The sequence below is a fragment of the Ruegeria sp. C9 genome (genome assembly GCF_056537585.1).
In genome coordinates this window covers 819,793-831,113 of record NZ_JBQFRU010000002.1, presented here as the reverse complement: position 1 = coordinate 831,113, position 11,321 = coordinate 819,793, and the positions used below count along the sequence as shown (strand labels likewise).

At 55.8% G+C, this 11,321-nt stretch carries 11 protein-coding genes; 4 read left to right on the top strand and 7 right to left on the bottom strand.

Annotated features, from left to right (window positions below; genetic code table 11):
- Window positions 1-109: 109 nt before the first annotated feature.
- The 5 genes from ACR0NE_RS08305 to ACR0NE_RS08285 form a co-directional block, all read right to left on the bottom strand.
- Window positions 110-625 (bottom strand): redoxin domain-containing protein, encoded by a 516-nt coding sequence (locus ACR0NE_RS08305; RefSeq protein WP_170598170.1) that lies wholly within the window; start codon window positions 623-625, stop codon window positions 110-112.
- 83 nt (window positions 626-708) lie between these two features.
- Window positions 709-1,989, bottom strand: a complete 1,281-nt coding sequence (locus ACR0NE_RS08300; RefSeq protein WP_170396940.1) for a TRAP transporter large permease — start codon at window positions 1,987-1,989, stop codon at window positions 709-711.
- A 9-nt stretch (window positions 1,990-1,998) separates the two neighbouring features.
- On the bottom strand, window positions 1,999-2,487 hold the full coding sequence (locus ACR0NE_RS08295) for a TRAP transporter small permease (RefSeq protein ID WP_480459260.1): 489 nt from the start codon (window positions 2,485-2,487) through the stop codon (window positions 1,999-2,001).
- 114 nt (window positions 2,488-2,601) lie between these two features.
- Window positions 2,602-3,585 carry a TRAP transporter substrate-binding protein gene (locus tag ACR0NE_RS08290; protein ID WP_170512686.1) on the bottom strand — a complete coding sequence of 328 codons (984 nt, stop codon included), beginning with the start codon at window positions 3,583-3,585 and terminating at the stop codon, window positions 2,602-2,604.
- Between the two features lie 51 nt (window positions 3,586-3,636).
- Window positions 3,637-4,422, bottom strand: coding sequence for an SDR family NAD(P)-dependent oxidoreductase (locus tag ACR0NE_RS08285; protein ID WP_480459262.1), 786 nt, complete (start codon window positions 4,420-4,422; stop codon window positions 3,637-3,639).
- A gap of 260 nt (window positions 4,423-4,682) precedes the next feature.
- On the opposite strand from ACR0NE_RS08285, the gene ACR0NE_RS08280 reads away from it, so the two are divergent.
- Both ACR0NE_RS08280 and ACR0NE_RS08275 read left to right on the top strand, forming a co-directional pair.
- Entirely contained in the window at window positions 4,683-5,363 is a 681-nt protein-coding gene (locus ACR0NE_RS08280) for a GntR family transcriptional regulator (protein WP_170597820.1), read from the top strand.
- A gap of 35 nt (window positions 5,364-5,398) precedes the next feature.
- Window positions 5,399-5,710, top strand: coding sequence for a cupin domain-containing protein (locus ACR0NE_RS08275; protein WP_170396125.1), 312 nt, complete (start codon window positions 5,399-5,401; stop codon window positions 5,708-5,710).
- Between the two features lie 137 nt (window positions 5,711-5,847).
- Here the strand turns inward: ACR0NE_RS08275 and ACR0NE_RS08270 are convergent, their stop codons facing one another.
- Window positions 5,848-7,485 (bottom strand): GMC family oxidoreductase N-terminal domain-containing protein, encoded by a 1,638-nt coding sequence (locus ACR0NE_RS08270; RefSeq protein ID WP_170597821.1) that lies wholly within the window; start codon window positions 7,483-7,485, stop codon window positions 5,848-5,850.
- 10 nt (window positions 7,486-7,495) lie between these two features.
- Window positions 7,496-8,524, bottom strand: a complete 1,029-nt coding sequence (locus ACR0NE_RS08265) for a LacI family DNA-binding transcriptional regulator (RefSeq protein ID WP_170396944.1) — start codon at window positions 8,522-8,524, stop codon at window positions 7,496-7,498.
- 238 nt (window positions 8,525-8,762) lie between these two features.
- Here ACR0NE_RS08265 and ACR0NE_RS08260 point away from each other — a divergent pair, with 238 nt between their 5' ends.
- Both ACR0NE_RS08260 and ACR0NE_RS08255 read left to right on the top strand, forming a co-directional pair.
- Window positions 8,763-10,229, top strand: coding sequence for an aldehyde dehydrogenase family protein (locus tag ACR0NE_RS08260; RefSeq protein ID WP_480459264.1), 1,467 nt, complete (start codon window positions 8,763-8,765; stop codon window positions 10,227-10,229).
- 55 nt (window positions 10,230-10,284) lie between these two features.
- On the top strand, window positions 10,285-11,259 hold the full coding sequence (locus ACR0NE_RS08255) for an ABC transporter substrate-binding protein (protein WP_170396129.1): 975 nt from the start codon (window positions 10,285-10,287) through the stop codon (window positions 11,257-11,259).
- Window positions 11,260-11,321: the final 62 nt, after the last annotated feature.

Here is an 11,321-nt window from a genome sequence, read left to right as displayed (position 1 = left end):
GATACTCACCGCCGCTCTCGCCGAGTGGCGGGGTCTTTGTGACGAATGAAGGACAGCTATACTGGCCTAGCTGAGACTGGTTCGAATTCGCCTGACTGCACCGTTGCAGTTAAAAAACTGTTCCCCGGGTCGGGCGGTTGTTTTTGATATTGAACTTCATTCCGTCTAGCAATTCTTCAAGATCCGGGCGCGCAGCAGGGCCATTCGAAATGTCGACCAACATCAAACTGCCATCTGGCCGAATTCCGAATGCGCCGGGCTCTGCAAACAATGTGGTTGTCTCAGCCTCTGAAAGAGGCGCCGAAACGTAGAGTCCAAGTGATCGCATCTGCGTTTCGGTCAATCCAAAGCCCAAGTTAAATGTCCAACTGAACTCTTCCTTGTCGGCCAAAGCCTTTTCTTTAGAGTCAGCAGAAACGACCACTACATCCATGACGCTGCTCCAATCAGCCAGCATGGCGTTCAATTTGTTGAGAAATCGCTTGCATCTGGGACAGTGACGCCCGCGATAGACGAAAAGCATCGTCCATCGATCTTTGGGCCGACCAATCTCTATTTCGCCACCGCAGACATCAAAAACACTGATGTGCTCGACGGGAGCATTCACTTTGGGTTTTTGCGACATGTCAGCTTCCTTTTTCATTAAGAGCGAAACTCGAACACAAGCTTAGCTTCAAGTGTCTGCCTTTAAACTTGAATGTACTTTATTCACCCAACCAAGCTTGGCAGTGTTAGTGAAATCGCGGGTACAAAAGTGATAAGCATTAATGCGAAGAGAATTGCCAAGTAGAAGGGCCATATTGTTCGCACGGCTTTCTCCATTGGCAATTTACCCACGGCGCAACCGACAAACAGGCAGGATCCGACCGGTGGTGTGCACAATCCTAATCCCAAATTCACGAGCAAGATCATCCCGAATTGCAGCGGATCAATCCCAAGGCTGTTGGCAACGGGTAGAAAAATGGGTGTGCAGATCAGAATTAGCGCTGCCATATCCATAATCATTCCAAGCAACAACAAAACCGCATTTACCATCAGCAGGATGAGTATCGGATTTTCTGTCAACCCAGTAAGCAGATCTACGGTTCTGTCCGGAACTCTGTAAAAGGTCAGCATGTAGGCAAACGCACCAGCGCATGCGATTAATATCATTACCATCGCCGTCGTGCGCACAGCAGAAGCGACGGCAATACAAAAGTTCTCCCACGTTATACTTCTGTAGACGATCAGTGTGACCACGAATGCGTAAATGGCCCCAAATGCTCCGGACTCCGTAACAGTGAAAATACCCGACAACACACCGCCGACGATAATCACAGCCGTCAAAAGTCCTGGAATTGCACTGAAGAAGCTCACTACGAGCGCTGACCAACCCGGGAAGGTTTCAGCTTGATAACCTCTGCGCACCGCTACAAGGTACGCCGCCACAGCAAGGCAAAGGCACATTAAAACTCCTGGAACAACGCCTGCAAGAAACAGCTTCGAGATCGATATTCCACCCCCGGCTGCGATCGCGAAAATGATCATATTGTGACTGGGTGGAATAATTATACCGGCAATCGAGGACGTAACGGTCACGTTTACGGCGTAATCTGCATCGTAACCTTTCTCTTTCATCACAGGAACCAAGATAGACCCTAGTGCGGAAATGTCTGCGATGGCCGATCCTGAAATCCCCCCAAAAAGCATCGAAGAAAACACGTTCACAATTCCCAAGCCGCCGCGCACGGCCCCGACAGCGGCTGAAGCAAACCTGACGAGACGCATGGCTATCCCGCCGTGGAACATCAGTTCACCCGCAAAAATGAAGAACGGGATCGCCATCAACGAGAATACATTGATCCCGGAGACGATCCGCTGAAATCCGATCATCAAGGGTAAGCCTTCGAACCAAAATGCCGAAATGGCCGCTATTCCAAGCGCGAATGCTACAGGCGTTCCGATCAGAACGCAGAGGGCGAACACGCCAAGCAACAGAAGTATTCCCATCATTCGCCTCTATTCGATGCTGTCATTGCGCTCGTCAAAACCGACATAGAGGCGGATTAGATGACCAACGGAAAAGAGTAATATGAGTCCTCCGCCAATTGTGAGAGGCAATGAGCGCAAGCCTTCGGGGACTTGAATCAATGGGATTAGCGATCCCCACTTAAAGATCGTAAGTCGAGCTCCGAACCACAGCATCAAGGCGCCGAACCCAGCCATAAGCACGTCTGTGCCGATAACCAAAATGGTCCTCACACGTGGAGGAACTGCGGAACGCACGAGAGACACGGACAAGTGCGTGTTATCGTGTACACCTACTGCCGCACCGAGAAACGCAATTGTCATGACGAGAAGCAAGGCGACTTGCTCTACCCAGGTCGGCGTCGCATTCAGAACATAGCGACCAAATACTAGCCATCCGAATATGACCGTGATGACAACCAGTGCGACACCGGTCAAAATCCGGCACACGTCGGCGATCCAATCCAGGATCTGGATCATCTTGCGCACAGATATCGGGGGCAGGGAAGTATAACTCATTGGCTCACAACTCTTGATCAGGCGTCCGGACCCGCATGTGCGGGACCGGACAATATCAGACCCAATGTAGCTAAATCAGTCCGTCGCCTGGATAGTCTCGACAAGCGGGCGTAAATCGGGGTTCGTAGCAAAGTAGGCTTCGTAAACCGGGCCCATAGCCGCTTGGAACGGGGCTTTGTCTGCCACTTCATTCACGACCACACCAGCTTCTTCGACGGCTGTACGGCTGGCTGCTTCGCGCTCGGCCCACAATTGCCGCTGAAGTTTTGCAGATTCCTGAGCTGCCTCTCGAACCGCGGCCTGCATCTCAGGTGACAGTGCGTTGAACGTGTCGGTATTAATGCAGATACATTCGGGTATGATCAGGTGCTGAGACAGCGAATAGAAACCTGCAACTTCGAAGTGGCCAGTTGACTCGTACGATGGCCAGTTGTTTTCGGCACCATCGACGACACCGGTTTTCAGGGCCTGATAAACTTCGGCAAACGCCATTGGCGATGGGTTGCCACCAAGCTCAGAAATCATGCCTGTAAACAGGTCGTTGTTCATGACCCGAACTTTCATTCCCTCAACATCGGCAGGTGCGTTGATTGCCTTTGTTCCGTTGTAGAAGGAGCGAGCGCCAGCGTCATACCACGCAAGAGGTGTCAAGCCTTTGGCTGCCATGCCCGCTGCAATTGCCTCGCCACCCTCACTGTCCAAGACGCGGAACATGTGCGGGACGTCTTTGAATATAAAGGGCAACGATACAACATTGGCCTCGGCGACAATCGGGCCAATTGGGCCCAGGTTAAAGTTGCCGACTTCCAATGCGCCTGCGCGGACCTGTTCAACCGCGTCGGGCTGACTGCCCAGCGTGCCCCCATGGAACATTTGAAGGCTGATTTCACCGCCAGTTTTTTCCGTAACGAGTTCTGCAAATTTGTCCATCGCGATGGTGTTTGGGTAACCATCCACGTGGATATTCCACCCGCGCCAATCCTCTGCGAAGGATGCGCTCCCGGTAATTGCGACCACGGTCGCGGCGCTCATAAGCGTTTTAGTCAGTTTGATATTCATATTTTCCTCCCTAGAAAACAGACAGTTGACTCGATGCCCGGCGAAGGCCGGTTATGAAAAGAGCAGGCCTCCGTTGATGTCGATGTTCGCGCCCGTAATGAAAGCAGCGGCGTCTGAGGCCAGATAGGCGACCAGATTGGCGACATCCTCAGATGTGCCTTCGCGTTTAAGCGGCGTGGCGCCGGCCACGTTGGTCCGCACTTCGCTTTTTGTGAAGACATTGTGAAAATCGGTGTCGATCATGCCCGGGCAAACCGAATTTACCCGGATGTCCGGCCCCAGTTCTTTGGCCAATCCACGCGTCATCGTCATGACCGCACCCTTCGAGGCCGCATAGGCGACGGCGCCTGGGCCACCCCCGTCACGCCCCGCCTGACTCGCAAACCCGACGATCGCGCCGCCTTTTTTCATATGCGGCAACACGGCCTGAACAGTGCGAGCAAAAGAAGTGGTGTTCAGGTCCATGACATGGCACCAATGTTCCATATCCATCTCAGACAGGGTCTTCCGGGCCAGCAATCCGCCGGTCACGTGGGCAAGAATGTCGATCCGAGGTCCGAATGTCGCGATAGTCTCCGAGATCAGCCTTTCCACATCTGCACCGGAGGTCATGTCGCCCTGTATGGCAATCGCCTTACCTCCGGCAGCCGTTATTTCCTGAACCGCCGATTCCGCACCCGAAGATGAGCTGTGATAGTTGATCGCGATCGACGCTCCAGCCTTGGCCAGTTTCATGACGCAGGCGCGGCCAATGTCCCGTCCGCCGCCGGTTACGATCGCAACCTTCCCTGCCAGTTCCAAGTTCGGGCCAATCTGTTCAGCGTTCAATTCGGTCATTTTCCTGTCCCTTTGGGTCCCCGGTCATCCAGTCAGTGCGCCCGTTTTGGTCTTTGAGCCTTAACGAGCATTCAGCAGAGTTGCCTATTTTAGTCGACTAGGATACTAGTATTGTCAACAATTTTGTTTGGGATCCTCAAAAAGCATCGCACGGCGCGTGCCAATAGGATTGGTTGGAGATACATTGAGGAATATCGGAGGGAGGGGCCTAGTGGCCCAGAATGCCGCCGGTGTTGGTCACGCGCAGAAAAAGGCAGGAAATGCAAAGTATTACGGATAAAATCGAGCGGCGCACCACCACTGACATCGTATATGAGAGTTTGTACGAGGCGATCGTTTCACTGGAAATTCTGCCGGGAACAAAACTGTCCGAAGCAGATATTGCAAAAAAGTTCGAAGTGTCGAGGCAGCCGGTCCGCGATGCTTTCAACAGGCTTGAGGCGCAGGATTTGCTGCTGATCCGGCCACAGAAAGCCACGCGGGTACGTAGTTTTTCCATGGAACGGATCGGGCATGCGCGCTTTGTTCGCCTCTCGGTCGAGTTGGAAGTGGTGCGCGCTGCATGTCGGAACTGGAAGCCCGAATATTCGAAGCTGCTGGAGGACAATCTCAAGCAGCAGAAAGACGTCGTTTCAAGGAACGAAGCCGAAAAGTTCCATCAGCTCGACTACGACTTTCACCGGCTGATTTGTGGGTTGAGCGGCAACCCGCTGGCCTTCAATACGATTCAGGAATGCAAAAGAAAGATCGATCGCCTGTGCGTTCTAAGCCTAGGGCGCGAGAGCGAGGCCGACATTCTGGTTCGGGATCATGTTGAGCTGGCAAAAGCGCTAGCAGACCGCGACGAGGCGACTGCGACCGAGATGATACGCCGCCATCTGGGCCGCATCGACAAGACCATCGAGGAGGTTCACTCGAAACATGCCGAGTATTTCGAGTAAATTGAACGCCGCCAACTGACTAAGGACCTCGCATTATGACCAAGAGCTATCCGATTGTATCACCTGCATCAGGTGTCACGCGCCAGGTTTTGGCGGATAATGAAGACCTCATGATGGTTTCATTCCGGTTTGAAGAAGGTGCCGAAGGCGTGTTGCACGACCATCCGCATGTGCAGTCGACATTTGTGCGGTCCGGGCGGTTCAACTTTGTCATCGGAGATCAGGAGCGAGCGTTGGAACCCGGTGACAGCCTGATTATTCCGTCCGGTGTAAGCCATGGTTGTGTTTGCCTGGCTGCCGGAGAGTTGATCGACTGCTTCACGCCCAGGCGGGACGATTTTCTGTAAGGCGTTTTCCGTCCGCGCCATGACCTTTGGCCACGTTCTGCGCATTGAGGCAGGGTAGTCTATTTTCGGTGGGTCGGGCAGGGCGACGCCATATTCTGCGTTAGAAATCGGATCAATGACGGGCGACGCCGCACAGGTTAGGAACTGCGTATCTCGCGGGCTGATCCGATGCCGAGGATCAGGTCGGCGCATCGTTCGCCCAGCATCATGGCAGGTGCGTTTGTGTTGCCGGCGTTGATGTCGGGCACGGCTGACATGTCGCACACCCGCAAGCTCTCGATTCCGCGCACGCGCATCCTGGCGTCCAGCACGGCCATTCCGTCGCCGTCCCGGCCCATTTTGGCAGTGCCCGCCGGGTGATAGTTGGTTTTTACGAATCGCTTGCAATGTGCTCGTAGCGTCTGGTCGTCGTCCGCTGTGGGAATGACGATTTCGCGAACCCTTTGAGCAAGCGGGCCCGAAGTGAATGCCCGGCGAAAGAACCGCTGCCCCCGGATCATCTCTTGCATGTCGTCTTCATGCTTCAGAAGGTTGGGCGAGACCACTGGCATGGTGTGAGGATCGGCCGAGCGAAGCCGGACCTCTCCGCGTGATTTCGGTTTGACCACGACGGTCGTAACGGTCAGGCCAAAGTCATCCTGCACCTCGTCCAGAGCGTCGCGATCCAGATAAACAATTGGCACGCAAAAAGCTTGAATGGTTGGTTCTCCATCAGGAATCGACGGATTGACAAACGCGCCGGCTTCGACTCCGGCGGAAGTCACCGGTCCGCTGCCGAACAGTTTGAACTGGATGCCGTTGCGAAGCATCCGCCAGCCCTCACCTTGTTTGAAGTATCCGTAGGGACCGTTGGCAAAGGCGGTAATTGGAACTTCGGGGTGGTCGATCAGGTTCTGGCCAACCCCAGGCAATGGGCAGATCACGGGAATACCGTGATCGGCAAGATGTGCATCAGGTCCGATGCCTGATAGCATTAGGATTTTTGGCGTCACCAGAGCGCCCGCCGCAACGACAACTTCACCATCGCACCGGACCGTGTGGGCTCCGCGTTTGTCTCGATACTGCACGCCGACGGCCTTATCGTTTTCGATGATGACTTTGCTGACCGTTGCGCCAAGCCGGATGGTCAAGTTCGGGTTCGTCTCGAGAGGGGCGAGAAACGCATAGGCTGACGAACTGCGCTTACCGGCGCGATTGGTGAACTGATAGAACCCGACACCGCGCTGCGTTGCGCCGTTAAAGTCCGTGTTGAATGGTTCGCCAAGGGCCTGCACCGACTGAACGAACCAACGTGACATGTCGTCGATATGCCCCGGATCCGAGACCTGCACCGGACCGTTGCTGCCATGCAGGTCATTGTGAAGCCTGTTATTGTCTTCCATTCTACGGAAGTAGGGCAGCACATCATCCCATCCCCAGCCGACCCCGTCGTTGGTCTGTCGTAGCAGGTCTTCCCACGCGTCATAATCAGAAGGGCGGCCGCGCATATAGACCTGGGCATTCACAGACGACCCGCCACCCAGTACGTTGGCCTGCGGAATGTCATGCACGCGACCGTCCAGGTGGTCCTGCGGTTCGGTCTGGTGGTAGGTCATGAACTTGGACCCGTTGATCATCTTGAAGATACCTGGCGGCATGTCCAGCAACGGATGGCGGTGCGAATGCCCGGCCTCCAGCACCAGAACCCTGCACTTGCCCTGGTTGACCAGTCGCGCTGCAGCGGCTGCGCCGGCAGAGCCGCCGCCGATGACGATATGATCGAAGGTTTCCGTCATGAGTTCGCCTTCAGGCCCGGCGTTTGGGTTCGCTGATCGAGTCGCGCTCCACCAGTTCGCATTCAAGCTTCACGAGAGGGTGTCGCTGACCATCCGTCGGACCGTGGAACAACTGTTCGATGACCCAGCGTCCCATCGCCCTAGTTGGAAGGATCATCGAGGTCAGGGGGGGCGACAGGTGTCGCGCGGTTTCGTCATCGTCAAATCCGATGACCGAGATGTCTTCGGGGATGGATAGGCCAAGTTCCTTGAGCGCCTCATAGCAGCCGATTGCCATTCGGTCATTCTGACAGAAAATGGCGGTTGGCGGAGAGGGCAGGTCCATCAATTCGCGCGTGGCAGCATAGCCTGCGCTGGGCAGCCAGTTGCCCTCGATGACCAAATCCTCGTCAAATGGGATGTCGGCGGAAGCAAGGGCGTTTCTGTACCCGGTCGTTCGCCCTGCGGCGCATTCCATGAACGGCTCGCCGGTGATGGTGGCGATTCGTTTGTGCCCCGCCTTGATCAGGGCGTTGGTCGCCGTATGTCCAGCAGCGACTTCGCCGGGGATCACCGCAGGAAAAGAGAGGTCGTCGCAAAAGCAGTTCAGCAGCAGAACCGGGGTTGCGGTCTGCCTGAGTATTTCCGGAACGACCACCCGCCGGGTGAAAACGGTTGCGTAAATGATGCCCGCAACCTGTTGGTCGAGGAAATACCTAAGCGTTCTGGGTTCGACCTCGGGGTCGTTTTGGGTTTCTGCCAGCAATACAAGATTTCCCGTGTCCCGAACGGCCTGTTTCACGCCATTAAACGCGTTTACCATTTCGGGGCTCGACGCCAGATCGTCCACGACAAAAGCGATGGTGCCGTCTAACGCCGAGGGCCGAGGCGCGCTGTCCTGGGGTTTCCTGAGTTGAGAGGGCATGGCGTATCCAAGCGTGTTGGCGGCATCCAGGACTCTTTGCTTTGTGTCCTCGGAGATTTTGACGGAATCGTTCTTGTTTAGAACCAGCGATACTGTCGTCTGTGAGCACCCGGCGACGCGTGCAATATCATGCATCGTTATGCGCTGCCGGCCCGCGACTCGTCCCACGCCCCTGTGCTGCCCGGCCTTGTTCGCTTGATCATTCATTGCTCAACCTTTTTGTTCGCTTCCTTTTTATCGACTATACGGGGGACGCGCAACTAATATTAGTGAATAGTAATTAATATTAGTGTTGACGAAATAATATTATTAGTGTTTTGATCGACGGTGCGGTCGCCAATGTGGTCTGACCGAGTAAGCGCGGGAGGCGAAATTGCGGTCTGTAGTGGGGGAGTTGGGTCAGGTGGTTCGGCATTCGATGTTCATCGATGGCCGCTTTACCGACTCTGACGCGGACACGGTTGGTGTCGAGAACCCTGCAAATGAAGAGATCTTTGCGCAAGTTCCAGATGGCGGTGCCGCTCATGCGGATGCGGCCGTCGAGGCGGCCCATCGTGCTTTTGGCTCGTGGTCCTCGCGCCCGGCGATCGAGCGGGCGCGACTGGTTCAGCGGTTGGCCGAGGCCATCCGGATTGACGCCGGGCGTCTGGCCGCTCTGATCACGGTCGAGCAGGGCAAGCCGATCACGCAGGCCCGAAGTGAAGTTGATGCCGCTGTTACCTTTCTTTGCCATGCGGCTGAAGAGGCCCGGAGGATTTCGGGTGACATAGTGGCATCGGACAACAAGTCCGAGGAAATCCAGATCCGGCGTCATCCTTATGGCGTTGTTGTTGCGTTGACGGCCTGGAACTATCCGCTGGCATTGGCCGCCAGGAAAGTCGGGCCTGCGCTGGTCGCGGGCAATACTGTTGTTCTGTTGGGGCACGAAATCACGCCGCTGTCCGGTCTCGCGATCGCCGAGCTTGCCGAAAAGGTCGGGTTTCCGGCCGGTGTTCTGAATGTTCTGACAGGCAAGGGGCCGGTGGTAGGGCAGCGGTTGGTCGAACACCCCGATACCTCACTGATCACAATGACCGGCAGCACACGAGCCGGTAAAGAGATTTTTCGCGCCGCGGCCGACCGGATCAAGGTTGTCCGGCTCGAGCTTGGCGGCAAGGCTCCGTTCATCGTGATGGAGGATGCGGATATTGACGCCGCCGTTTCGGCCGCGATTGCCGCCCGGTTTGCCAATTGCGGCCAGATTTGCACCTGCAACGAGCGTATGTATCTACATCGCGGCATTGCGGATCAGTTTCTTGAAAAATTCGTGTCTGCGGCCCGTGCTTTGTCGATCGGGGATCCGATGGAGGACTGCGATCTGGGTCCCAAAGTCAGCAAGGCCGAGGTGTCCAAGGTCGACGAAATCATCAAGCGCAGCATCACGGAAGGTGCCACGGTCCATCTGGAAGGCGGGCCCCTGTTGGACAGCGCGCACCGCAAAGGACACTGGATGTCCCCGACGGTTCTTGAGGTCTCAGACAACGGCAATGCCGCGATGCAAGAGGAGGTCTTTGGCCCTGTGGCGACAGCCATGCGAGTCGAAGATTTTGATCAGGCGATAGAATTTGCGAATGACACATCATTCGGGCTGTCTGCCTATCTCTTTACGGGATCGCACCGGCGATTGATGGAGGCCCCGAGCCGTTTGAAGTTCGGCGAATTGTACCTGAACCGCTCCAATGGTGAGGCCGTACAGGGATTTCACACCGGTTGGGGTTTGTCCGGGGTTGGGGGCGAAGACGGCGCGTATGGCTTCGATGGCTATCTGAGGAAACAGACGACTTACATGAATTGGGCATGACCTGAGAACTCGCGGTCAAAACGGAGGCGACCGCACCAATGGAGGAGGAATAACCATGAAACGCAGAACTCTTTTGATCTCGACGGTTGTCGCGGGTGCGCTGTTGGGCACCACGGTGATCGCGCAGGATCTGCCACCGCTTGAGCAGAAGGATCGCTACAAGGTCGGCTTTGCGCAGATGGAATCGAACAACCCGTGGCGCATTGCCGAAACGAAATCTTTCCATGACACAGCCGAGGCCTGTGGCTGGGATCTGATCGCGACGGATGCGGCCGGATCTGCGGCAAAGCAGGTTGCGGATGTGGACAGCATGATCGCCCAAGGCATCGACGTTCTGTTCCTGCCCCCGCGGGAAGAAAAGCCGTTGATCCCAGCCGTTATGAAGGCCCGTGCAGCGGGAATCCCGACCTTTTTGGTGGACCGCTCGGTTGATCCGGCCGTTGCCAAGCCGGGCGAGCATTTTGTGGCGTTCCTTGGGTCGGATTTTATTGATCAGGGCAACCGGGCCGCACAGTGGCTGATGGAGAATTTCGACGGCGACAATGGCGTCATCGTCCAGTTGGAGGGCACGACTGGTTCTTCACCTGCAAATGACCGCAAAAAAGGTTTCGACGACGCGATTGCAGCGGATGACCGCTTTGAGATCGTGGCTTCTCAGACCGGTGACTTTGCGCGCGACCTGGGTCGTCAGGTGATGGAAACCCTGCTGCAGGCGCACCCCGATGTGAACGTGGTCTACGCCCACAATGACGAGATGGCAATCGGTGCGATCCAGGCTCTGGAACTGGCCGGCCGCAAGCCCGGCGAGGACGTGACCATCGTTTCGATCGACGGGACACGCGATGCACTTCAGGCTATTATCGATGGCAAGATGGGGGTGACGGTGGAAAGCTCACCCTTCTTCGGCCCTCTGGCTTGTGAAGTCATGAAAAAATACGCAGCTGGCGAGGCGATCCCGGAATGGGTGAAAGTCGAAGATCGCATCTTTACCAAGGACAATGCGGCCGATCACATCGACGAAGCCTATTGATTCTCCCTGGTGGGTGGTGCTGGCCTGTGGTCGGCGCCGCCTGCAAGCAATCGGAGGAAGAC

Bases quoted from the DNA above. Each gene is read 5' to 3' on its own strand.
- ACR0NE_RS08300 (WP_170396940.1), bottom strand. From the start codon at position 1,989: ATGGGAATACTTCTGTTGCTTGGCGTGTTCGCCCTCTGCGTTCTGATC.
- ACR0NE_RS08290 (WP_170512686.1), bottom strand. From the start codon at position 3,585: ATGAATATCAAACTGACTAAAACGCTTATGAGCGCCGCGACCGTGGTC.
- ACR0NE_RS08280 (WP_170597820.1), top strand. From the start codon at position 4,683: ATGCAAAGTATTACGGATAAAATCGAGCGGCGCACCACCACTGACATC.
- ACR0NE_RS08255 (WP_170396129.1), top strand. From the start codon at position 10,285: ATGAAACGCAGAACTCTTTTGATCTCGACGGTTGTCGCGGGTGCGCTG.
- ACR0NE_RS08295 (WP_480459260.1), bottom strand. From the start codon at position 2,487: ATGATCCAGATCCTGGATTGGATCGCCGACGTGTGCCGGATTTTGACC.
- ACR0NE_RS08265 (WP_170396944.1), bottom strand. From the start codon at position 8,524: ATGCATGATATTGCACGCGTCGCCGGGTGCTCACAGACGACAGTATCG.
- ACR0NE_RS08305 (WP_170598170.1), bottom strand. From the start codon at position 625: ATGTCGCAAAAACCCAAAGTGAATGCTCCCGTCGAGCACATCAGTGTT.
- ACR0NE_RS08285 (WP_480459262.1), bottom strand. From the start codon at position 4,422: ATGACCGAATTGAACGCTGAACAGATTGGCCCGAACTTGGAACTGGCA.
- ACR0NE_RS08275 (WP_170396125.1), top strand. From the start codon at position 5,399: ATGACCAAGAGCTATCCGATTGTATCACCTGCATCAGGTGTCACGCGC.
- ACR0NE_RS08270 (WP_170597821.1), bottom strand. From the start codon at position 7,485: ATGACGGAAACCTTCGATCATATCGTCATCGGCGGCGGCTCTGCCGGC.